A 23,962-nucleotide genomic window follows, 5' to 3' on the forward strand; every position below is an offset into this window, starting at 1 on the left:
CGCCTCCTAAATAAACACGTCGACGAGGATGGGCATAAGGTTGAGCAGGCCAAACACCAGCGCCACGCCCCATCCGAGCCTAAAGCAGCTGCGCCAGGTGCTGCGTGCGAAGGTGTTGTCGATCAGGACCTCGACAAAATACGTCGCGGCCATCACGACCAGGGCTACAACCCAGCTCACGGGGTTGTCCCAAACAAAGAACATGCCCACCCACATCAAAAACAGCACGGTCTCGCACCAGTGCATAAGGGTCATCTTGGCCAGCGTGCCGCCGCTCATCTCGGTGGCGACGCCCTGGACGATCTCCTGATGCGCATGATGCGAGTACGAAAGGTCAAACGGCGACTTGCGCAGCTTGATGGTGAGCACCGCGAGCAGCGCGAGGAAAATGGGCGCGCTGTACACGATGATGGGGACCGACTGCCCCGTCACGGCGATGGAATCAAAGCTGTCGGTGGCAAGGTACAGGCCCACGCTCATCAGCAAAACGGCGGGCTCGTAACTCATAACCTGCAGTAACTCACGATCGGCGCCAACCTGGGCAAACGGGCTTTGCGTCGAGGCGGACGCCAGCACCACAAAGATCGCGGCGAGCGTCACCATAAAAGCGCACAGTAGCGTGTTAGAGCCCGACACAAAGATGCCGCCGCCCACCACGGTAAAGATGAGCGCGCACGCCATATAGGTATCGTCCATGGTGTTTACGCTGGCGGGGGCCTTGCGCAGCAGCTTGGCAACGTCGTAGAAGGGCTGCAGCAGGCGCGGGCCCACGCGGCCCTGCATGCGGGCGGACAGCTTGCGGTCGATGCCGTCGATCATGCCACCCACAAGCGGCGCCAGCAGGGCAAACGCCACGGTGCCAATAAAAATGCCCACGACACCCGAACCTTCAAAATACTTGCCGCGCAGCACCGAGGGCGCACTCATGGCAAGTCTCTCGGGCCCAATCCATGCGCAACACAGCAGCGCAAACAAGATAATGCTGCAGCACACGACGCTACCCGCGGGGCCAATACGCTTCTCGCCAAGGGCGTCCTCCGAGTACCAATTGCGCTTTTCGGCCTTTACCTCGTGTCCCATCGAGCCGCGGAAATGGCGATATTTGTCGGTTCCCACACCCGAAAGATATACGTTTACATGCGGTTTGTTGCTCACGCGGAATGAAGTCAGCAACACCACGGCAATAAAAGCCACGATAACCACCATCAGATACATGGCGTCCTTGCCAATAACGTACGGCACACGGCCAAACACCATGGCCAAGTAAGGCGACACCAAACCGCTCGAGATGAGCGGGAACGCCACGCAGCACAGAATCAGCAGCGCGGCGATGGTGTTGAGCGCCATCCATTCGGTCTTATGGACATTGACCTCAACGTTTTGAGCCGTGGGGTCGACGCCCGAAAGCTTGGCAAGCCACTTGCCCCAGAAGAAGAACGTCGCGGCAGAGCCAAAGGCAAGCACCATGATCATGAGCACGTTGCCGGTCTGCGCAAACGCCACCAGGGCGCCCCACTTGGACACGAGCATGCCAAACGGCGCCACGAACATGCCCATGATGCCCAGCATCATCAGGCGCGTCAGGTGCGGCATGCGGCTGAACATACCGTCCATGTCCTCGATATTACGGCTGCCGATATGATGCTCGGCCGTGCCCACGCACAGGAACAGCAGCGACTTTGCCACCGTGTGGAACAGGATCAGGAAGATGGCCGCCCAGACGGCCTCGGGCGCGCCGACACCCAAGCAGGCACTGATGAGGCCCAGGTTGGAAATGGTGGAGAACGCGAGCACGCGCTTGGCATTGCTCTGCGAGATGGCCATGAGGGCAGCGAGCAAAAACGTGATGGCACCCACACTCGTAACCATAAAGCCGGTCACGGGATAGATGGCATAGAGCGGGCTCAGCTTGACCATTAAGAACACGCCAGCTTTGACCATGGTTGACGAGTGCAGCAGGGCGCTCGTGGGCGTGGGGGCAACCATGGCGCCCAACAGCCAAGTGTGGAACGGCATCTGTGCGGCCTTGGTGAGTGCGGCGAGCGACAGCAGGATGACCGGCATCACCAGTAGCGCGGATTGCACGGTTCCGGCGCCGGAAAGCTCGATCATGCCCGAGATGGTCAACGGCATACCGTTAACGTGCAGGAACATGAGTCCGGCCAAAAACGCGATGCCGCCCAGCATGTTAAGGATGATCTGGGTGAAGGCGTTCTTGATGGCCTCGGGCGTGCGCGTGTAGCCAATCATGAGGAACGAGCACACAGTGGTGATTTCCCAGCCGCAGAACAGCCACTCAAGGTTATCGCTCGTCACGATGACGAACATGGCCGAGAGGAACAGGAACATAAGCGCCAGGAACTGCGGGCGACGGTCGGGCGCGGTCTGCCCGCGCAGCGCGGCCTCGTGCTCGTCATGAGCCTGGAAGTCCTTCATGTAGCCCAGGGCATACACGCAGATTAGGCTGCCGACAATGCCGACGGCGAGGACCATGATCACGCTCATGTAGTCCAGGTAGAGCGGCGTCGCCGTGACGGCTTCGGCCGCGGGCAGCGTCATGGCTGCAAAGGCGAGCGAGCCCACCAGCTGGACTATGCCGAGCACCGTGGTGAGCGCGTTCCTATATTTATACGCGTTGTACAGGATGACGGCGCACAGGATGGCATCGATGGCGGAGCTGATGATCGAGAGCACATGCGAGGTGCCGGGGGCAACCTCAAAGCTCTGCGGACCCGTGCCAAAAAACAAGACGGCGACTACAACTGTCACCGCCATAATAATGCCGGAGCCTACAAGCCCCACCGCATCGCGGGCGCGGTCACCGCGCGCGAGCAGCATGCCCAGCGCCGGTACCAGCGGAAACAGGGTAAGGAAATACAGTAGCGTCATACCATCACTCCCCCATGCAAAAACGCTGCAATTGTTTAACGTTATAGCTCAATTGAGGAGCAGCGGCGGCAGGTTTTCGGTCAACTGGGGAGTTTTAGGCGTACGGGGTAAGGGCACGTCCGCTTTGGAGCAGTGGGGCGACGCTCCCCTATCGCAGCGACAGGCACGCGGGCCACTGCGCGCAGTTTATTGGCCACTTTGGAGAATGTCCCGACAGGCTCGCGCCGGTCCAAAAAGTTGGCGCGGCAAGAAAAATGCGCCCCTGTGGGCGCACCATCCCGTTTGCTATTCCGCCTTTTTAACGCGCGGCTTGCGACCGCGCGGCTTATCGACCAGTGCGGCCTCACCGCTCTCGCGGTACTGACGGCACCAAGCCTTGACCGAAGACTCGCTGGGAATCTTGTGCTTGATCATGGCCTCGCGAACCGTCAAGCCGTTTTCCAGACGGTCCTTAACCACAGCGAGCTTTACGTCGTACGAGTAGGTGTGATGATGCGAACCGGCATTGAGAACGGCGTCGGCACCGCCCACGGCATACGCGCGGGCCCACTGACGAGCCGTGGCCTGGGGAATGCCTAGCTCCGCGGCGAGGGCGCGATGACCGACCCCCTCTTGGAGGATCTCGACGGCGCGCTGCCTAACCTCGGGCGCATGCGTGCGAGTCCTAGTTGCTTCCGACATACCTGCCACTTCTTAGCCTTAACCGTTAATCTGCTTTCTTACGTGCAAGTTAGATAGTAGCATTTTACTGTTTGCTCAAAGCAGTTAATTAAAATAGACGCGGCGTTATCTGGGCATTTGGCACCAAATTACGACATTTCTTTATCGATTATTTACGCTGGTAGCTGACTCGCAGCTAATCGTCATTCGCTTGTCAACAAAATTGGCATCTCTTTATGTCCTTTGGTATAGAGGATATAGTTATTAACCCCTCCCCCAATATTTTTGAGTGATCTGCAAGGCAGTAGACGTCCTCACTCCTCATGATTACCGCGCATTGCCATCCACCGGAGCAAAACAAAAAGGGCGGGACCTGCTGCGATTGCAGGCCCCGCACCGGTTGACACCCGACGGGACACAGCCGGGCGAGACGGATCCGTGCTACCGCCCCGCCTGGCCGCGATGTTCAACTACAGCTCGTTGGCCGCGTGATACGCCGTGCGAATGGCGCTCGCGATGTCGGCGGTGCGCTCGCCCGAGCAGTCGCCCACGCAGGTCACGGGCACCGTCACGCCATCCAGGTCAAACGCGTTGGCCTTGGAGCCCACGGCCATCACCACGTAATCGCAGACGATCTTCACCGGCTCCTCGGCGCCGTCCTCGGTGGTGCGAACAGCCTCCACGCCCTCGTCGGTAATGGCAGTCAGGCGGGTCTTAACATGCTGCTCCACGTTGTGCTCTGCAAAGTCGCTCATAATCAGCGGCAGAATGGTCTCGGACTCGCCCGCGGCAATCTTGTCGAGCATCTCGACGATCGCCACCTCGCAGCCGTGCTGTAGCAGGTACTCGGCAGTCTCGGTGCCCACCAGGCCACCGCCAATGACGGCGACGCGCCCGCTGAGCTCCACCTTGCCGGCCAGCACGTCCCAGCTCGAGACGACCTTCTCCGAGTCGGCGCCCGGAACGGGGATGACCACGTCGTGCGCGCCCACAGCCACAATCGCGGCATCGGCGGCGTTGAGGTCCTCAGCGGTAGCGGCATGGCTGAGCTCGACCTTCACGCCTAGGCCAGGCAGAATCTTCTCATAGTACTCAACCGAGCGCATGATCTCGTCCTTGCGCGGAGGCGCAGCCGCCAGCACAATCTGGCCGCCCAAGTGATCGCTCGCCTCGTAGACGGTCACGTCGTAGCCGCGCTTGGCCGCCACGCGCGCGGCCTCCAGGCCGGCAATACCGCCGCCCACCACGGCGATCTTCTTGTCGCCCTCGCCCGGCTTGATAGCGACGGTCGCCTCGTCACCGTTCTCGGCATTGAGCACGCACGAGATGTACTTGCGGTTTTGAATCGCGTCGACGCAGCCCTTGTTGCAGTTGAGGCACTCGCGGATGGGCTCGCCCGTGGCGGCCTTCAGCGCAATGTCGGGGTCGCACATGAGCGAGCGGCCGTAGGCGATGATGTCGGCCGCGCCGTCTTCCAGAATCTTCTCGCCGGCCTCGACCGAGACAACACGGCCGACGGTTGCCACCGGCACGGAGACCAGGGCCTTGACGCGCTCGGCCACGGGCAGCGTCCAGTTGTAGGGCATGGCGCCCATGGGCGGAATGGTGTCGCCCATGTTGCCGGTGTGGTTGGCCTGCGCGACCTGGATCATGTCGATGCCCGCGCCCTCGAGCAGCTTGGCAAACTCACAGGCCTCGTCGGGCTGCAGGCCGCCCTTGCCGCGCGGCGTGCCGTCGGGGTTCTCCATGATCACGGGGAGCTTGTACTCCACCATCAGCTGCGGCGCGGCCTCCTTAATGGCGGCGACGACCTCCAGCGCGTAGCGAACGCGGTTCTCGAACGAGCCGCCGTACTCGTCGGTGCGATGGTTGAGGATGGCCGAGCACAGCGAACCCACCAGACGGTCGCCGTGGACCTCGATGGCATCGATCCCGGCCTGCTGCGCGCGAGCGGCCGAGGCAGCGATGGCCTCCTTGATCTGGGTGAGCTGCTCCACGCTGGCCTCGTTCACAAAGTGCTGCATGTCGTGGTGCAGCTTGGCGTATGCCTGGTTGCGGATCTCGTTGGACTCGGCCATCTTGGCGGCAAAGGTCTCCTCGTCGCCGGCGGCCTTGGCCTCCTGCGCGGCCTTGGCGGCGGCCATGGATCCCATGACCATGCGGCCGACACCGGGCACATCGTACTCGGGGTGGAACAGCTGCAGCGCGACCTTGGCGCCGTGCTTGTGGACGACGTCGGCCAGGGCCTTAAACGTGGGGATCTGGGCGTCGGTCGCCAGCTTGGGCGTGGGGCTTGCGGTCATGACGGGGGCAACGTCACCGATGACGATGTAGCTCACGCCGCCACGGGCCAGGCGCTCGTAAAAAGCCAGGCTGCGCTCGCCGATGGAACCGTCGCGCTCCTCGTAGCCGGTGGTCAGCGGCGGGAACATAATGCGGTTTTTGAGCTCAAGGGGGCCAACCGTAATGGGCTGAAGCAGCTTGGATGCAGGTGCGGTCATGGACATTCCTCTCTTGTAGGCGCGGCGGCGATGATGCCGCGTAGTTGTCTAGAGGATATGGCATAGGGGTACAGCGGCACAACGGAAATCGGCGAATATCAGGTGCCGGCAGGTGGATGGGGGTGGGCGGCCCGTCGGTTTGCCCGCCGGTTTATCTCAATCTGTAACAGTTGCGCGGCAAAACCGGGTCTTACTGTTACAGATCGAGACAAACCAAACCCGCCTGCTAGAAAATCTCAATCTATAACAACAACTCGGCAAAATCCGTCCCTCGTGTTACAGATTTAGACAAACCGTCCAGGCGGGGACTCAACATCTCAATCTGTAACACCTAGCCGCCCAAATCGGGTCTAGATGTTACAGATCGAGATTTTGTTTGAGAGGCTGAGAATTGGACCGAAAACACGGTCCCGGAATAATCAAAACCACCCCTAAAAGGGGTGGTTTGCTCTTAGGGTATAACCCTTGGATTTCCGGCACGCGTCTAAAGGCGCCGGCCCTCACGGGGTTCGGGCCGCACTGCAGATTGACCCGTGGCGGGCCGGTCAAACCGGCGCTATTTACGCCCCGGCCCCCTGCCGAAGGGGTCCTCGTACTCCTTGACGCTCAGCCGGTCGAGCGCGATGTCGGCCTTCTCCTGCTCCCGGATGTACTTCGCGATCGTGGCCTCGTTCAGGCCGACCGTGGACACGTAGTAGCCCTCGGCCCAGAACTTCCTGTTGCCGAACTTGTACTTCATGTTCGCGTGCTTGTCGAATATCATCAGCGAGCTCTTCCCCTTCAGGTAGCCCATCACGCTCGATACGCTGTACTTCGGCGGTATCGCCAGCAGCATGTGGACGTGGTCGGGCATCAGGTGCCCCTCGATGATCTCTATCCCCTTGTACTGGCAGAGCTTCCTGAAGATCTCCCCAAGGTCGGACCTTATTTGGTTGTAGATGACTTTGCGCCTATACTTCGGCGTGAACACGACGTGGTACTTGCACATCCACTTCGTGTGCGACAGGCTGTAGGCCTTCTGGGCCATACGCCACCACCGCCCTCTCGACTCGGATTCCTTGCGGCCTGAACAATCGCAAGTGTCCGGCGAGGGGGCGGCTTTGTAAAGCCGTTTGGCCCCACCCGCATAGCGGGTGGTTTCTGATGCGGCGCGCTGCGCGCCCCGCACAGGCTAAAGCCTTTAACAAAAAAGCTCGCCGGCTAGGCCGACGAGCTGCAAGTTCTTGGTCGCGGGGGCAGGATTTGAACCTACGACCTCCGGGTTATGAGCCCGGCGAGCTACCAGACTGCTCCACCCCGCAATGTCTGGGCGCCTCATGTGCGCAAGAAAGAATATTACGCGGGAGTTCGGTAAACGGCAAGGAAAATCTCGTGGAGCATAATTCCTTCATATTTAAACCCCTCGGCCCCTATCACCGTAAACGAATCGCAGCCGAGTGCCGTCGGCGGCGCGTATACAATGGTGCGCGTCCTTTTATGCCAACACTGGGAGTAGACATGCTGCTCGCTATCGATATGGGAAACACGCAGACGGCCATGGGGCTGTTTGACGGAGACGAGCTGGTGCAGTCGTGGCGCATGCCCACCGACCGCTCTTATACCGCCGACGAGATTCATGTGCGCCTGATGGGTTTCTTTAAAATGTACGGCCTTTCGCTCGACGCGGTCGACGCGATCGCCTTTGCCGGCGTGGTGCCGCAGCTCTCGCGCGAATGGCACGCCGTGGCCGACCGCATCGCGGCAGACGCCATCGTTATCGGGCCGCAGACTGCCGACGTGACCAAGCTGCGTGCGGCACGCCCTCAGGCCGTGGGTGCCGACCGCATAGCCAACGCCGTCGCGGCCGAGACCTTCTACGGCGCGCCGGCGATCGTGGTGGACTTTGGCACTGCAACCAATATCGATGTCATCGACAAGGACGGCTATTACATTGGCGGAGCGATCGCGCCGGGCATCCGCATCTCCATGGACGCGCTTGCCGCCCGTGCCGCCAAGCTCGCCAGCGTGCCGCTCGAGGCGCCCGAGCATGCCATCGGCCGCGATACCGAGGAGTGCATCAAGGTGGGCGCCGTGACGGGCGCCGCCGCCATGGCTGAGGGCCTGGTCGCACGCATGAAGCGCGAGCTGGGCCGCGATGACGCCACCGTCATCGCCACGGGCGGCCTCGCCGGCATCGTCGCCGATTCGACCGACGCCTTCGACGTGGTCGATGGACAACTCACCATCAAGGGTATCTGCGAAATCTACCGCCGCATGCAGGAGCTGGGATAGAGTAAACGCCAGGTCGCAGCAACCAGCCGCCAATCCTATTCCTCAAAATCGAAAATTTTTCAGTTTTGAGGAATAGGATTTTTTGCTAAGCCTCGCCGCACAACCACCTCGCCAGGTCCACGATCTGCACCCCATCGCGATCCGTGGCCTCGTGATGCGTGCGGGCAAGAATCATCTTGGGATACGCATCGCCAATGCTCAGCAGTGGCGAAATCTCGCGTTCAAACGTCTTATCCGAGCTGATGTCGTCGCTCACCTGAATGTAGAGCTTCTCGCTTCGCTTGATTGCTACAAAGTCTATTTCCTTTTTATAGAGCACACCGACGTATACCTCGTATCCGCGGCGCAGCAGCTCGATGGCCACCATGTTCTCGTATACGCGTCCCCAATCCATATCACGTGTACCAAGCAGTGCGTATTTGAACGCGTGGTCTGCCAGGTAATACTTCTCGCCGCTCTTAAGGTATTTTTTGCCGCGAATGTCGTACCGACGAACTTTATAGAAGGCAAACGCATCGCACAGGTACCCCATGTACGTGCCGACCGTCTTGTTCGTAATCTTTAGCCCATCCGCATTCAAAACATCTGTAATGTTGCGTGCCGACGTTATGTTGGAGACGTTGTCCATCATGTAATCGGCAATGCGCAGCAGTGCCGATTCGTTTCTCACGTTATGCCGCTGCACGATATCCCTCACGATGAGCGTTTTGAAGACATTGGAGAGATATTGGTAGCGCTGCTCCTGCAGTGGATAAGGGTAAGAGCCGGACATACCGCCGGTTCTCGCGTACTCATCGAAGTCGCGATCGACCTCGCCCTCGTCACTATAGAAGCGATACTCCTCAAACGAGAATGGGAAAACCTCGATCTCGAACGTGCGCCCCGTAAAGAGCGTCGACAGATCGCTCGACAGCAAAAAGGCGTTCGATCCGGTGATGAAGATGTCGTACTGCTCGGATGCATGGAGGCTGTTGATCGCGCGTTCAAAGCCGTCGCACATCTGAACCTCGTCGATAAGCAGGAAGTTTTGCTTGTCGGACACTCGATGCTCTTTCACATAGGCGAGCAGGGCATGATATTCGAGCAGGCCCTCGAACTCGTCGAGGTTGTAATTGATATGGATGACATTCGAATTGGACAGATTTGCCTCCACGTAATCGCGGAGGGCCTCGAGCAATTTTGACTTACCGCTACGGCGAATGCCCGTTATGACCTTGATGTCCGGTACGCCAATAAGGCTCGTCAACGTGTCCATATATGACGTTCTATTGATGAGTTTCATTGGTGCCTCCCTGCGGTCTTCTATCGCTATTCCTCAAAAACGAAAATTATTCAGTTTTGAGGAATAGACTCTGCAACGAATATACCTCGTTAAAGGCCGAGCTGGCTTAATTCTATTCCTCAAAATCGAAATATTTTCAATTTTGAGGAATAGGGTGCTGACAACCCATTCCCCAGACAACAAGACCCTCCCCGGCACAGCCGAGGAGGGTCTTGTTGTCATCGCTATCTTTGAGCGCGGGCGCCTCGCGTTACAGTCCGCGAATCCGTACGGCCTCGGGCGGAAACTCCTGCTCGCCGGCGTCGGTCTTTATGGTCGCGCGACCCCAAATATCCAGGCCTGCGAACACGCCCACCGCGAGCGGCAAGCCGTTGGGCGACACCGCCGCGACCTGACGACCCAGCAGCGGCACCATGTCGAAGTAGTCACCCAGCACCGGAGCCAGCGGGCCGGCAGCTCCCTGTGGCGTGTTGGCGACAACCGCCCAGGCGTCCACGCGGGCGAGCACCGCGGCGGCCAGCGCCTCGACCAGTGCCTCGTCTGCCATATCAACGCCAAGCCCACTCAACGCCGCGCGCTCAATATCCACCGTCACCGCGGCAAACATGCCCGCGGCACCTGCACCGCCGTTGACGGCGACACGCGCGAGCGACGTCTCAAATGCGGGCGCGCCGCACACGATGTCGCTCGGCCACTGGATACCCACCTTGCCGGCAAGCCCCAGGCCCGGCGTTGCGGCCGTGCCCGCGAGCGCATCCATCATGCCCATCGCGGCCACAAACGGCAGGCCGTGGAACGCATGCATGTTCACATCGGGGCGCACGACCAGCGAAAACGTCAGCGAAGCATCGCCCGCGCTCCACGCGCACCAGCCCGCGGACACGCCCTCACGACCCGCATTACGTGCGACGTCCAACTCGGTGCCGGCGGCAACAGCACTCATCTCAATCATCTACATACGCCCCAATTCGCCCACGATATGGCCCACGCGATCCTCGGGCTCCTTGACCTCGACGCCGTTGTAACGGAAGAATCGCGCCGGGTCGTGCATCAGGTCCTCGAGCGGCACCAGCACAAAGTCGCGCTCGCCAATGAGCGGATGCGGCAGGCGCAGCTTCTTGCCGCCGTGGGTCTCGCCGTCCATCCACAGCAGGTCCAGGTCGATGGTTCGCGGACCGTTGGCCTTGGCCTTTTTGGAACGGTCTCGGCCCAGCTCGGCCTCGATCTTCATGAGCTCGTCGAGCAGCACCAGCGGCGCCAACTCGGTCTTGATCTCGATGACGGCGTTGGCAAACGCGTCCTGGCGCGTCTCGTAGGCCGGCTCGCTCTCGTAGATGCGCGAGCAGTTGGACACACAGGTGAGCGGGATCTCGGCAATCATGTCGCGCGCGGCGCGGATGTTGTCGCAGCGGTGACCCAGATTGGAGCCCACGGCCACAAACGCGCGGCGCGGCTGCGGCTTGGCGACGGCCCAATAACCGTTCAAGAACTGCGCAAAGCCGGCAACATCGTGCACGCGCACGATGTTGGCACCGGCCTGGATGGCGCCCAGGCACACGCCAAACGTGGCGGCATCGCGCTCAGCGGCCTCGGTCACGCCCGAAACGGCGCCCACAAAGCGCTTGCGCGACACGGCGCACATGAGCGGATAGCCCAGCGACGCCATCTTGGCGGTCTCGCGCTGAATGACGATGTCCTCGTTAGCCGACTTGCCAAAGCCTGGGCCGGGATCGATGCAGATGCGGTCGCGCGACACGCCGGCATGGATGAGCGTGCGGGCTTGGTCGGACAGAAAGCCCATGACGCGGCGCATGATGGGCGCCGAATCGGGCAGGGTGAAGCGGCGGAGCTGTGAGGTGGGCACATACGCCTCCTCGCGGCGGGCGCTGCGGCGCATCATGGCGGCCAGGTGGTCGCTGGGTTCCGGCGTGGGCTCGGCGGGTGCAGGTGCGGCCTCGGGCGCGGCGGTCGCAGCGGCAGCAGTCTGCTCGGCGGCCGGCGTCTCCTGTTCGGCTGCGGGCTCGGGCGCGGGCTCCGGTTCGCCAAACGGCAGCGAGGGCTGTACCACACCGCCCGGGAGTTTGGCCTCCGCCTTGGGTTCGCCCAACAACTTGCCACGACGACGGCGGGCCGGCTTCTCGGCCTCGCGCGCAGCCTCGGCAGCCGCCTCGCGTGCCTTCTCGGCAACAAACGCCGCGGCCGAGGTATCGAGCTGCACCGTCGCATGCGTGCGCGCAGGCGCGGCAACCTCGCCGGCATGCATCACGATGACGCCGCAAGTGCTCGTCTTAACAAACTCAATCATCTTGGGATCGGTGAAACCCGTCACATCGTTGACGATCGAGGCTCCGCAGCGCACGGCCGCCTTGGCAACCGCCACATGACGCGTGTCAATCGAGACGATGGCGCCCTCCTTGGCCAGTGCGCGCACCACGGGCAGCACGCGGCGGGCTTCCTCGTCGGGGTTGACCGGGGTAAAGCCGGGACGCGTGGACTCGCCGCCCACGTCGATGATGTCGGCACCGGCGTCGAGCATCGCCAAGCCGTACTCAATCGCGGCATCCGGATCGAAGTGCTCGCCGCCATCGCTAAACGAATCGGGCGTCACGTTGAGGACGCCCATGATGCGCGGACGGTCAAAGCTGAGCTCGTACTTTCCGCACCGCCATGTCTTGCTGTCGTTCGCCATGAACATCCTCCTAAAATGCCCACGCCGCCGCGCTCGGGCGCTGGCGGCGGGGTCGCTTTGCAATCAGTCTTTCTATTGTATCCGCGCACGCGGGCTAGAACGCAAACGCGGCCGCGATGTCGCAAGAAATCAGCAGGTCGGCATTTGCATCCTGATCGGTGGGCACCAGATTGCAAATGGCCAGCGTATCGCCGGTAAAGTAGCGCGTGAGGCCCGCCGCCGGGTACACCACGAGCGAGGTTCCGCCCACGATGAGGGCGTCGGCCGCGGCAATAGCGGCATCGGCGCCGGTGAGCACGCGCTCGTCGAGCGGCTCTTCGTAGAGCACCACATCGGGCTTGATGCGGCCTCCGCATGCGGGACACACAGGCGCGCCCTCGGCGTCCTCGTGCTCGCGAGCGCAAATCCATTCGGCGCTATAGACCGCACCGCACGCTTGGCAAATGTTGCGATGAACCGAGCCGTGCAGCTCGAACACGCGCTGCGAACCGGCTGCCTGGTGCAGACCGTCGATGTTCTGCGTCACCACGGCATCGAGCTTGCCGGCGCGCTCCAGCTCGGCCAGTTTAGTGTGGCAGCGGTTGGGCTTGGCGCCAAGCGCGATCATCTTGGTGCGGTAGAAGTCGAAAAACTCGGCCGGATGCGTCTCGTAGAAGCTGTGCGAGAGCATGGTCTCGGGAGGATAGGCAAACTGCTGGTGATATAGGCCGTCTACGCTGCGGAAATCAGGAATGCCGCTTGCCGTGGAAACGCCCGCGCCGCCAAAAAACACCACGTGATTATGGGTGTCGAACAGCTCCTCCAGCGCGGCGGAGGCCTGCTTGGGATCCGATATTGCCTGCGTCATATGTGTCCTCCGTCCGTGTCGCCGGAGCGGCGACGTTCACACCGTCGCTCGCGGACTCCGCCCCGCTCTTGTTGCGTTAATCTTAAGCCTGCCAACCCCGTCGAAAGGACACCATGCCTCAGACTTATACCTTTGCTTCGTGGAACGTTAACGGCCTGCGCGCCGTGCTCAAAAAGGACCCGAGCTTTATTCAGATCGCGCAGGAGCTCGACGTCGATATCCTGGCGCTGCAGGAGACTAAGCTGCAGGAAGGCCAGGTGCAGGTCGACCTGCCTGGCTATCACCAAACCTGGAGCTACGCCGAGCGCAAGGGCTACTCGGGCACCGCGGTCTTTAGCCGCCAGGAACCGCTGCGCGTGTTGAACGCCGATGCACTGCTGCCCTATGCCGGCGAAGGCGAGGCTGCCGAGCTCGTCGCCCAGGCCGCGACTGAGGGTCGCGTCTGCGCGCTCGAATTCAACAAGTTCTGGTTTGTGGACGTCTACACGCCCAACGCTCAAAACGAACTCGCCCGCATCGACGTTCGCATGGCCTGGGACGACGCCTACCGCGGCTTTTTGAACGCGCTCGAGCACGAGACCGGCAAGCCCGTGGTGACCTGCGGCGACTTTAACGTAGCGCACGAGGAGATCGACCTTAAGAACCCCAAGTCCAACCGCGGCAACGCAGGCTTTTCGGACGAGGAGCGCGGCAAGTTTACCGAGCTGCTCAATGCCGGGTTTACCGATACCTGGCGTGCGGCAAACCCGGACGTCGAGGGCGTCTACAGCTGGTGGAGCTATCGCTTTAATGCCCGCAAGAACAACGCCGGCTGGCGCATCGACTACTTCCTGGTAAGCGACGCAATCGCCGACAACGTACGCGACACCGGTATCCGTGGCGACATCTTCGGCAGCGACCACTGCCCTGTCACCCTCACGCTAGAGCTCTAGCGCCAAGTAATTCCTGGGGGACAGAGGAAAGCAGATCATGTGACCCCTCTCCCCCTATAAGTTGCGGTGGAATAGTTCCTGTTTGGGCAGCAAATAGCCAAAAACGAGAACTATTCCACCGCAAGTTCGTGTGGGAACGCGAAATGCCCTACAGTCCGTATTTCACGACGACACGGTTAATGCGACGACACCAAGGCTTGTACAAGGCGGCCAAAAACACGCAGGTCGCAAGGCCGTGCGTAATATCGAACGGTACGGCAGTGGCAAGACGCGCCACGGCACCCGCCCAAGTAAGCGGCTGTACAAAACCGATAATGTCGTACGCGTTGATCACCACGCCGTACAGCAGACCCGAAGCAAAGCCGTACGCCATCAGCGCCGGCATGCGCACGGTTCCATCCGCACGGTCGAACGCACCGGCATGCGCCAGCGCACCGCCAACGTATCCCACGAGCCCCCAGGCATACATCTGCCATGGCGTCCACATGCCCTGCCCAAAAAAGAAATTGCTGGTCAGTGCTGCCAACGCGCCGACCATGAAGCCGTTGCGACGCTCGAGCGTCGCCCCGGCGATGATGGCGATGGCGCTCACGGGTTTAAAGTCGGGAATGGGGCCGAACAAGATGCGGCCCGCCGCAGCCAGCGCCGCCAACACTAGCGTGGGCATAATCTGGCGCAGGCCCGGTCGCGACGCCTCGTAGCCTGCAAAGAACAGCGCGAGCACGAGCGCCACCACAATCAGCATGGCAAGTGCTGCCTGCTCAATGCCCGCCAGCAATGCTGCGGCCATTACCGCCGGCACCGCCAACAACAGCGGAATCTCCAGTTTTACAAGTAGGCGCGAGCCGCGATAATCCGCCATTCCATCACGCCCTATAAAACACGTTGTCGGCAAAGAAATCTGCCGGCGGCTCCATGCAAGCAATTTCGCCGTCGAACATCATGGCAACGTCGTCGGCAACCTGCTCGGCGAAGTCCAAGTCGTGCGTGGCCATGATGACGGTGCCGCCGGCTTGCGCATGCTCGCATAGGGCGCGAGCGATAATGCGGCGGCTCGTCAGGTCCAGCCCCTTCGCGGGCTCGTCGAGCAGCAACAGCTCCGGACCAATCAACAGCAGCTTTGCCAACGCGAGCAGCTGACGCTGACCACCCGAAAGATCGTACGGATGGCGCGCATCCAGGCCGTCCAATCCCAGCTGCGCCGCGCGCTCCCGCGCCACAGCCTCGTCATATCCGCAGGTCGAAGCCCATTCCATCAGCTCGTCGTGCACTGTCTCGGCGACCAGCAGGGCCTTGGGATTCTGAGGCAGCAGCGCCGCCGAGGCCGCCCTGCGCACCATGCGGCCGCGCTGCAGCTTGGCGGTCTTCGCCAGCACCGAAAGCATTGTCGACTTGCCGCAGCCGTTACCGCCCACAACCGCATGCACCGCGCCAGCCGAAAACGACGCATCGAGCCCGCGCAGCACCCAACCGCCCGCGCGATCGTAGCGAAACCAGCTCCCTGCCAGGGTGGTAGCCGACCCAGCGTGCATTTTTTGGAGTATTCTGCTTCCATCCGTGCGCGGGAAGGCTTCCGAGCCGTTCTCGAGCGACGTTTGCGCCACAAATTCGGACGATTTGTCCAATTCCGAACTTTTTTTCGCGCTCGATACGTCCCCGGGCGGCTCCAGAGAGCCCAAATTGTCCTCACGCCTGCTGAATACTCCTTTTTTTGCACATCGGATGGCACCCCACCCCAACATATCATCGGAAACCAGCGATTCTCGGCGTCCCAAAGAAGCCATATCCGCCACCTCGCGCACGCGACCGTCCTCAATCCGGTACGCACACGTCGCGTATTCGAGCATTGGGCGCGGCTGATGCGTCGCCACAACAACCGTGCAGCCCAGCTCGCGATTCACACGAAACAGCGCGTGCAGGAAATTCTTCTCGACAACGGGATCGAGCTGAGACGTGGGCTCGTCGAGCAGCAGCACACGCGGACGCAGCGCCAGGACGGCGGCAAGCGACAGCAGCTGTTTGCGACCGCCCGAAAGCGTGTCAGTATCGCGGTGAAGCCAGTCTTCCAGCCCAAAGAAATAGCTGGTCTCAGCTACGCGACGGCGCATCTCATCACGCGCTAGCCCCAAGTTTTCCAGGCCAAACGCCATCTCGTGCCACACGGTTTCGCACACGATCTGGTTCTCGGGATCCTGGAACACATAGCCCACGCGCTCCGCCGATGCCCGCACATCCATGTCGGCGACGTTCTCGCCCAGCACGCGCAGTTCGCCAGTGCGCTCGCCCGCCGGAGCGATCTCGGGTTTGAGCAGCGACAGCAGCGTCGACTTACCCGATCCGGTACCGCCAACAAGCAGCGCAAATGCACCTTGGGAAACAGACCAGTCGAGCCCCTCGAGCACCGCAGCATCAGCATCGGGGTAGGCAAAGCTCAGGCTCCGCACCTCAATCGCCGGCATATCCGGGCCGCACGCCGCGCCCGACACCGGGCCCCTATCCAACCGAGCCATCAGCCAAACCTCTTCTCATCAATCGCATGCAACGCACAAGGCAGCACCATCCAGGCAGCGTACACGACATAGCCCGGCCACGGCGCCGGCACCGAGAGCTGCGGATAAAACGAATACTGCGTCGTCGCGGTCCACGCCACTGCCGCCGTGGCCACGCCAAACAACGCAAGCCCAACCAGCGCGGCAACGTCGCTGCGCCCCAGTCGATACCGCGCATACGTCGTACGACGCGTCGCGGCACCCCACCCGCGCGAGCGCATCGCGTCCGCGCACTCCAGCGAATCTTCCATGCCCCAGCCCATCAACACACTCGATGCCCGCAAGCGCGAACGCACGGGGTCGGCCGGCGCGCGGCCCGGCACATCAATCGCATCCTGCACCGCCAACACCGTACGACCACGGCGCAAAAACTGCGGGATAAGCCTCATGCACATCGAGATCATGAGCGCAATCACCGGTGCGGCATTGCCCAGCAGCGCGAGCACCTTGTCGTATTCGAGCATCGACGCCGCGGCCTCAAACCACAACACGCTCGCCACAAACAGCCCGCCCATGCACAGGCCGTACACCATGCTCTCCAAATACACCGCGCGCATGCCGATGCGGAACAGCTCCGTCGAGCCTGAGGCGCTAAATAGCGGGTTGACCAGCGCGATAATCAAAATCACCGGCAGCTGCCAGCGAAGTGCGCCCAACGTACGGGCAGCCCCGCGCGTCGCAAATCCATACGCCAGCCCGCCCGCAAGTGACAGCGCAATCAGTACCGGCTGCATCGAGAACATAGTGAGCCCCAGCGTCAGCACTATATAGAGTGCCGGCACAGCCGGATGCGACATCGAGAATGCCGCGACGGGCTCGCCGCCAAACCCCTCTCGTATGTTGTCCACGGGTACCCCCGTCCCCTCGCTCAAACGACAGCTCCGCAGCACCGCCAACGCCGCACGCAAGCAGCGCAAACGCCACGCCGGCGGCGCAAGCCTCAACCGCCGCAAACCAATCGTTACGCGCTCGTCATATGCCTGCGGTATCATATTGCGCCGTGTATCGTTTCCAAACACACGTCTCTATAACGTAACAGGAGATCACATGGACGCAACCGCAATTATCCTCGCTGCCGGCGAGGGCACCCGCATGAAGTCGAACCACTGCAAGGTTTCGCACAAGATCCTAGGCAAGCCCATGGTTCAGTGGATCGTCGACGCCACCATCAAGGCCGGCTGCAGCCGTGTCGTGGTCGTCATCGGCAGCCACGCCGACGAGATGCGCGCCCTCATCGACGGCGCCTACGCCAACAGCGCCACCAAGGTCGAATGTGTCGAGCAGACCGAGCGCCTGGGCACCGGCCACGCCGTAAAGGTCACGCTCGAGGCCTGCGGCATCACGCAGGGCCCGGTCGTCGTGCTCAACGGCGACCTGCCGCTCATCACCGCCGACACCGTCGCCAAGTTCGCGCAGACCGTCGCCACCGGCGAGCTCGCCTGCACCGTCATGACCATGACCCCGCCCGATCCCTTCGGCTACGGCCGCATCAAGCTGGGCGCCGATGGTCAGATCGAGCGCATCATCGAGCAGAAGGACTGCACGCCCGAGCAGGCCGCCACGCTGCTCGAGTGCAACGCCGGCTGCTACGCCTTCGACGGCGCGCAGCTCGCCGCCCACATTAACGAGATCGGCAACGACAACGCGCAATCCGAGTACTACCTGCCCGACATGCTCGAGATTCTCAAAAGCCACGGCCAGGCTGTCTCCATCTTCCACTGCGATGACTACCGCGATGGCCTGGGCGTCAACAGCCGTATCCAGCTCGCGCAGCTCACCGCTATCGCGCGCGACCGCATCAACGAGCACTGGATGGCCGAGGGCGTTACCTTCATCGACCCCACGCAGGCCTGGATCGGCCCCGATGCCGTTATCGGCCGCGACACCGTCGTGTGGCCGCAGACGCACCTGATTGGCCACGTCACCGTGGGCGAGGAGTGCCAGCTCGGCCCCAACAGTCGCCTCACCGACACCACCGTCGGCAGCGGCTGCGTCATCGATGAGACCATCGCCATCGAGGCCGTCATCGAGAACGGCGTCGACTGCGGCCCGCGCGCCTACCTGCGCCCCGGCACTCACATGCTCGACGGCTCCAAGGCCGGCACGCACGTGGAGATCAAGAAGTCCACGATCGGCGAGGGCTCCAAGGTGCCGCATCTGTCCTACATCGGCGATACCACCATGGGCTCCGGCGTCAACGTGGGCGCGGGCTCCATCACCTGCAACTACGACGGCGTCCACAAGCACAAGACCGTCATCGGCAACGACGCCTTCATCGGTTCCGACACCATGATGGTCGCGCCCGCCCAGATCGGCGACGGCGCGCTCGTGGCAGCCGGCTCCGTCATCACCGAGCCGGTCCCGGCCGACGCGCTCGGCCTGGGTCGCGCCCGTCAGGTTAATATTGAGGGCTGGGCCGCCGATTATCGCCGCCGTCTGCACGAGGGTGACGAGGTATAACGTTTTACCAAGCACAAAAGGAGCTGTTCCATGGGGACGGCTCCTTTTTCTATCGTGACCTGCGCGACCGGATGAGTGGTCGGTTCGTGTCCGTTGGCGGTAAAGACGTTATCAAGACTCGATAAACCCCGCCGCGCGGTTACAATGCAACAAGGCATCTATATGGCATTCGATGTATAAAGGAGAAGGGTAATGCCGATTAATGATCCCGAGAAGTCGGAGAATATGCGCAAGTCCATCCGCGTGTATTCCGGTTCCTCCAACCGTCCCCTCGCTCAGAAGATTGCTGAGTACCTTGGGGTCGAGCTTTCGGGCCTTACGCTTAAGCAGTTCGCCAACGGTGAGATTTACGCCCGCTACGACGAGACCGTCCGCGGCGCCGACGTCTTCCTGATTCAGTCCGTGGCCGGCGGCAACGTCAACGACATGCTCATGGAGCTGCTCATCGCCACCGACGCTGCCAAGCGCGCATCCGCCCGCTCCATCACCGCCGTCATCACCCACTACGGCTATGCCCGCCAGGACCGCAAGGCCGGCCCGCGCGAGCCCATCACCGCCCGCCTCGTCGCCAACCTGCTCGAGCGCGCCGGCGTCAACCGCATCATCACCCTCGACCTACACCAGGGTCAGATCCAGGGCTTCTTCGATATCCCGGTTAACCACCTGTCCGCACTGCCGCTGTTTGGTCAGTACTACAACGACATGCACTTCGACACCGACAACCTGGTTGTCGTCTCCCCCGACGTGGGCCGCGCCAAGGCTGCCAAGAAGCTGTCCGACATGCTCGGCTGCGACCTGGCCATCGCCCACAAGGGCCGTCCGCGCCACAACGCCGCCGAGGTCATGGGCATCATCGGTGACATCAAGGGCAAGACCTGCATCATCAATGACGACATGATCGATACCGCTGGCACCCTGTGCGCCAACGTCAAGGAGCTCAAGGCCATGGGCGCCGGCGACATCTACGTGTGCGCAACCCACGGCATCTTCTCCGGCCCGGCCATCGAGCGCCTGAACGACGCCCCCATCGTCGAGTGCGTCGTCACCGACGCCATCCCCGTCGAGGTCGGCGGCAAGATCAAGACCATCTCGGTCGCCGAGGAGTTCGCTCAGGCCATCTCCGCCGTTTACCACGAGGAGCCCGTCTCCACGCTCGTCGGCGGCGACTTCGCGCTGTAGTCGCTCGACCCTCGCATCCCTCCGGAAGCCCCGGACACGCCTGCGGGGTTATCACGCGAACGTCCTCGCCGCTTTGCGGCTGCGGGATGTTCGCTTTGATAACCCCTCCCGGCGTGTCCGGGGCTTCCTGCTGTCTCGGGGCAGCTGTTTTCTGAAATGACTTTGCTGCAACCTTTCCTCGCCCTCGGCGGGCGTGGTAGCCTTTGTCGTTGATTGAACTATTTACGTAACGGAGGACAAACATGGCAGCTGCACAGCCGCTTAAGATTCGCATGGTTGCCGGGCTTGGCAACCCGGGCGAGGAATATGCCGAGACCCGTCACAACGCCGGCTTTAAGGCGATCGATGAGCTGGCCCGTCAGGCCGGCGTCACGTACTGGAAAAACCAGGCAGGCGCCGAGGTCGCGCTCATCAATATCAACGATGCCGAGGAAGAGGGCGGCAAGCGCCAAATCGTGCTGGTCAAGCCGCAGTCGTATATGAATACCTCGGGTGGCCCCATCTCCAAGCTCTGCCGCGAGTACAAGATCAAGGCCGAGGAGCTGCTCGTGGTCCATGATGAGCTCGACATTCCCGCCGGCGACGTACGCGTCAAGGTAGGCGGTGGCCACGCCGGCCACAACGGCCTGCGCTCCATCATCGACAAGATGGGCAGCCGCGACTTCAGCCGCATCCGCACCGGCATCGGCAACCCTCCCGGCAAGATGGCCGTGGCCGACTACGTGCTCAAGCAGCTGCGCGCCCGCGAGGCCGAGGACTTCCAGGACACCTGCGTCCGCGCCGCAGATGCCGCCGGTTTGGCCATCGTCCACGGCGTAATCTACGCCCGCGATCACGTCAACGGCGCCGCCTCCGCCAACGGCAAGCACTAAAACCTGCCATTTAGGGATGTTTATTTTGGCAGGTTTTATATGCGGAAACGCCGCGGCAGCCGCGTCGCAATAAACCCTGTGCCGCCATACATACGCAACGCTCCAAAGGGGGCCGGCCTCACCGATGCGCGAGGCCGGCCCCCTTTGCCGTTTTGCCTGATAAAACCTGCCAAAATAAACCTGTCCCTAAATGGCAGGTCACTTTTCCCGCCTGCCAAAGACACACGTAAGCGACATGTCCATGAGGGTATAATTTGCACCGTATGTCTGCACAACGCCTGTGCGCGTACGGTTTTATTCGGGCTACCGTCCATTTCCGTGGAGGCACGGTTCGGCGGCCCTAACAAGAGAGGGGTTCTATGTATAAGATCCTGGAGAAGACGCAGTTCTCGGAGAAGGTGTTCAAGTTCCGCATCGAGGCGCCTGCAATCGCCAAGCATGCGCACGCTGGACAGTTCCTCATGGTCCGCGCCAACGAGACGGGCGAGCGCGTCCCGTTTACCCTGGCCGGCTGGAACGGTGACGAGGGCTGGGTCGAGTTCATCTTCATGGTGATCGGCAAGACCACCGAGATGCTGTCCACCTACGAGGCCGGCGAGTCGCTGCGCGACGTCGTGGGCCCGCTGGGCGTTCCTACCGAGATGGCCGAGGGCCCCTGCGCTGTCATTGGCGGCGGCGTCGGCCTGGCAATTGCCTTCCCGGTCGCCAAGCACCTGGTCGAGACCGGTCACGAGGTGCACGCCATCATGGGCGCCCGCACCAAGGACCTCCTGCTCATGGAGGACCAGTTCCGCGAGCTCCTCGACGAGGACCACATCCACATCACTACCGATGACGGTTCCTACGGCGAGCAGGGCGTTGTCACCGCTCCGCTGGAACGCCTGCTGCAGGACAAGGCCGTGAGCCAGGTCTTCTGCGTCGGCCCCGTTCCGATGATGAAGTTCTCGACCCTCACCGCCCAGAAGTACGACACCCCCATCACCGCGTCGCTCAACCCCATCATGGTTGACGGCACCGGCATGTGCGGCTGCTGCCGCGTCGAGGTGGGCGGCGTGACCAAGTTCGCTTGCGTCGACGGCCCCGACTTCGATGCCACCCTGGTCGACTGGGATGACCTTCGTGCCCGCCAGGCCGCTTACCGTTCCGAAGAGGGCGAGTCCCTCAAGGCCTATGAGGAAAAGAGCTGCGCATGCCACTAGTTAACGGTCGTTTCGTTGCCGATATGAAGTCGCCCCGCACCCCCGATAACGAGGAGCCGGCTGCCGAGCGCGCCTGCGACTTCCGCCCCGTCGACAAGGGCTTCACCGAAGAGATGGCGCTGGCCGAGGCCGAGCGCTGCCTCAACTGCAAGAAGCCGTTCTGTGTTGAGGGCTGCCCCGTCAACATCAACATTCCCCGCTTTATCGAGCAGATCCGCGCGAAGGACTTCGGCGGCGCTCTCGATACCATCCGCGAGGACTCCATGCTTCCCGCCATCTGCGGCCGCGTCTGCCCGCAGGAGAACCAGTGCGAGGGCAAGTGCATCCGTGGCAAGAAGTCCGAGCCCGTGGCCATCGGCCAGCTCGAGCGCTTCCTGGGTGACCGCCCCGAGCTCGCTTCCACGCCCAAGATGGCCCCCAAGAACGGCAAGAAGGTCGCCGTCGTCGGCTCCGGCCCGTCCGGCATCACCTGCGCCGGCGAGCTCGCCCGTAACGGCTTTGACGTTACCGTCTTCGAGGCCTTCTTCACCGGCGGCGGCGTGCTGGTCTACGGCATCCCCGAGTTCCGCCTGCCCAAGGCAGTCGTCAAGCGCGAGATCGACGGCTTGGAGGACATGGGCGTCAAGTTTGAGTACAACTCCGTCGTGGGCAACATGGCCACGGCCGAGGAGCTGTTCGAGCAGGGCTTCGACGCCATCTACGTGGCGACCGGCGCTGGCCTGCCCAAGTTCCTCAACGTCCCCGGCGAGAACCTGCCCAACGTCTTCTTCGCGAACGAGTACCTCACCCGCGTGAACCTGATGAAGGCCAACAAGTTCCCCGAGTACGACACCCCCACCAAGCACGGCAAGAACGTCGTCGTCTTTGGCGGCGGCAACGTGGCTATGGACGCCGTCCGTACCGCCAAGCGCCTGGGCGCCGAGCATGCCATCATCGCCTACCGTCGTACCGAGGACGAGATGCCCTGCCGTCGCGCCGAGCTGCACCATGCTAAGGCCGAAGGCGTCGAGGTTCTGCCGCTCGTCTCCCCGCTCGAGTTTGTCGCTGGCGAGGACGGCTCCGTGTGCGCCGTCAAGGTCCAGAAGATGGAACTCGGCGAGCCCGACGAGTCCGGCCGTCGTCGCCCGGTGCCCATCGAGGGCGCCATCGAGGAGATCCCCTGCGACGTCGCTATTTCGGCTATCGGCACCAACGCCAACCCCTTCGCAAAGAAGATCGGCGGCAAGATGGAGCTCAACAAGTGGGGCTACATCGTCGCCGACGAGGAGACCGGCCAGACCACCGATCCCCGCATCTGGGCTGGCGGCGACATCGTCACCGGTGCCGCTACGGTCATTCTGGCGATGGGCGCCGGCAAGAAGGCCGCCGCTTCCATCACCAAGAGCCTGTTGGGCGAGTAATCACCTACAGCACTAGCCACCAAACGGCAAAGTCCCCGTCGAGCACACGCCCGGCGGGGACTTTTTTCTACGCCGCCCGCCCGACCACCACGATGGGGACAGGCACCTTTGTGGTGGTTGGGGGCCTGGTCGGCGAACCGATTCCGACGTTTGTCTCAATCTGTAACAGTTAGAGACCAAATTCCTCGCTACGTGTTACAGATCGAGACGTTAGGTTAGCGGCTGAACAGTT

18 protein-coding genes and 1 tRNA gene are annotated in these 23,962 nt (G+C 62.1%); 7 read left to right on the forward strand and 12 right to left on the reverse strand.

Translation table 11 applies throughout. The features are described from left to right. Nucleotides 1-6 precede the first annotated feature (6 nt). The 5 genes from OIL77_04335 to OIL77_04355 form a co-directional block, all read right to left on the reverse strand. Nucleotides 7-2,889 (reverse strand): proton-conducting transporter membrane subunit, encoded by a 2,883-nt coding sequence (locus tag OIL77_04335; GenBank protein ID HJI44647.1) that lies wholly within the window; start codon nt 2,887-2,889, stop codon nt 7-9. 285 nt (nt 2,890-3,174) lie between these two features. Then, nucleotides 3,175-3,570, reverse strand: a complete 396-nt coding sequence (locus tag OIL77_04340; GenBank protein ID HJI44648.1) for a transposase — start codon at nt 3,568-3,570, stop codon at nt 3,175-3,177. Nucleotides 3,571-4,019: 449 nt separating this feature from the next. Further along, nucleotides 4,020-6,050, reverse strand: a complete 2,031-nt coding sequence (locus OIL77_04345) for an FAD-dependent oxidoreductase (GenBank protein HJI44649.1) — start codon at nt 6,048-6,050, stop codon at nt 4,020-4,022. A gap of 556 nt (nt 6,051-6,606) precedes the next feature. After that, nucleotides 6,607-7,077 (reverse strand): IS200/IS605 family transposase, encoded by a 471-nt coding sequence (tnpA, locus tag OIL77_04350; GenBank protein ID HJI44650.1) that lies wholly within the window; start codon nt 7,075-7,077, stop codon nt 6,607-6,609. A gap of 197 nt (nt 7,078-7,274) precedes the next feature. After that, a tRNA-Met gene (locus OIL77_04355) sits at nt 7,275-7,351 on the reverse strand. 175 nt (nt 7,352-7,526) lie between these two features. On the opposite strand from OIL77_04355, the gene OIL77_04360 reads away from it, so the two are divergent. After that, nucleotides 7,527-8,321, forward strand: a complete 795-nt coding sequence (locus tag OIL77_04360; GenBank protein ID HJI44651.1) for a type III pantothenate kinase — start codon at nt 7,527-7,529, stop codon at nt 8,319-8,321. Between the two features lie 85 nt (nt 8,322-8,406). On the opposite strand, the gene OIL77_04365 is transcribed toward OIL77_04360, so the two are convergent. The 4 genes from OIL77_04365 to OIL77_04380 all read right to left on the reverse strand — a co-directional run bounded on the left by OIL77_04365 (nt 8,407) and on the right by OIL77_04380 (nt 13,139). Next, nucleotides 8,407-9,603 carry an ATP-binding protein gene (locus OIL77_04365; protein HJI44652.1) on the reverse strand — a complete coding sequence of 399 codons (1,197 nt, stop codon included), beginning with the start codon at nt 9,601-9,603 and terminating at the stop codon, nt 8,407-8,409. Nucleotides 9,604-9,853: 250 nt separating this feature from the next. Next, the gene (locus OIL77_04370) at nt 9,854-10,555 is read right to left on the reverse strand and encodes a hypothetical protein (GenBank protein HJI44653.1); all 702 of its coding nucleotides are present in this window, start codon (nt 10,553-10,555) and stop codon (nt 9,854-9,856) included. After that, nucleotides 10,556-12,292: a dihydropteroate synthase gene (folP, locus tag OIL77_04375; GenBank protein HJI44654.1), complete on the reverse strand. Its 1,737-nt coding sequence runs from the start codon at nt 12,290-12,292 to the stop codon at nt 10,556-10,558. Nucleotides 12,293-12,386: 94 nt separating this feature from the next. Continuing rightward, on the reverse strand, nt 12,387-13,139 hold the full coding sequence (locus tag OIL77_04380; protein ID HJI44655.1) for an NAD-dependent protein deacylase: 753 nt from the start codon (nt 13,137-13,139) through the stop codon (nt 12,387-12,389). A 113-nt stretch (nt 13,140-13,252) separates the two neighbouring features. Here OIL77_04380 and OIL77_04385 point away from each other — a divergent pair, with 113 nt between their 5' ends. Next, on the forward strand, nt 13,253-14,071 hold the full coding sequence (locus tag OIL77_04385; GenBank protein HJI44656.1) for an exodeoxyribonuclease III: 819 nt from the start codon (nt 13,253-13,255) through the stop codon (nt 14,069-14,071). 148 nt (nt 14,072-14,219) lie between these two features. Here the strand turns inward: OIL77_04385 and OIL77_04390 are convergent, their stop codons facing one another. Genes OIL77_04390 through OIL77_04400 form a run of 3 tightly spaced genes read right to left on the reverse strand, consistent with a single transcriptional unit; the run spans nt 14,220 to nt 17,468 of the window. Then, nucleotides 14,220-14,933, reverse strand: coding sequence for an ECF transporter S component (locus OIL77_04390; protein ID HJI44657.1), 714 nt, complete (start codon nt 14,931-14,933; stop codon nt 14,220-14,222). A 4-nt stretch (nt 14,934-14,937) separates the two neighbouring features. After that, the gene (locus OIL77_04395; GenBank protein ID HJI44658.1) at nt 14,938-16,530 is read right to left on the reverse strand and encodes an ATP-binding cassette domain-containing protein; all 1,593 of its coding nucleotides are present in this window, start codon (nt 16,528-16,530) and stop codon (nt 14,938-14,940) included. A gap of 50 nt (nt 16,531-16,580) precedes the next feature. Then, nucleotides 16,581-17,468 carry an energy-coupling factor transporter transmembrane protein EcfT gene (locus OIL77_04400; GenBank protein ID HJI44659.1) on the reverse strand — a complete coding sequence of 296 codons (888 nt, stop codon included), beginning with the start codon at nt 17,466-17,468 and terminating at the stop codon, nt 16,581-16,583. A 199-nt stretch (nt 17,469-17,667) separates the two neighbouring features. On the opposite strand from OIL77_04400, the gene glmU reads away from it, so the two are divergent. From glmU to gltA, 5 genes are all read left to right on the forward strand, one after another. Beyond that, nucleotides 17,668-19,080: a bifunctional UDP-N-acetylglucosamine diphosphorylase/glucosamine-1-phosphate N-acetyltransferase GlmU gene (gene glmU, locus OIL77_04405; GenBank protein ID HJI44660.1), complete on the forward strand. Its 1,413-nt coding sequence runs from the start codon at nt 17,668-17,670 to the stop codon at nt 19,078-19,080. Nucleotides 19,081-19,272: 192 nt separating this feature from the next. Next, complete coding sequence (locus OIL77_04410; protein HJI44661.1) at nt 19,273-20,259, forward strand: ribose-phosphate pyrophosphokinase; 987 nt, start codon at nt 19,273-19,275, stop codon at nt 20,257-20,259. A gap of 242 nt (nt 20,260-20,501) precedes the next feature. Then, nucleotides 20,502-21,131: an aminoacyl-tRNA hydrolase gene (gene pth / locus OIL77_04415; protein HJI44662.1), complete on the forward strand. Its 630-nt coding sequence runs from the start codon at nt 20,502-20,504 to the stop codon at nt 21,129-21,131. 359 nt (nt 21,132-21,490) lie between these two features. Next, nucleotides 21,491-22,330, forward strand: a complete 840-nt coding sequence (locus OIL77_04420; protein ID HJI44663.1) for a sulfide/dihydroorotate dehydrogenase-like FAD/NAD-binding protein — start codon at nt 21,491-21,493, stop codon at nt 22,328-22,330. Continuing rightward, complete coding sequence (gene gltA / locus OIL77_04425) at nt 22,321-23,730, forward strand: NADPH-dependent glutamate synthase (GenBank protein ID HJI44664.1); 1,410 nt, start codon at nt 22,321-22,323, stop codon at nt 23,728-23,730. The genes OIL77_04420 and gltA overlap by 10 nt, the downstream gene beginning before the upstream one ends. Nucleotides 23,731-23,962 lie beyond the last annotated feature (232 nt).

The sequence above is a fragment of the Coriobacteriaceae bacterium genome (genome assembly GCA_025993015.1).
GTDB lineage: Bacteria > Actinomycetota > Coriobacteriia > Coriobacteriales > Coriobacteriaceae > Collinsella.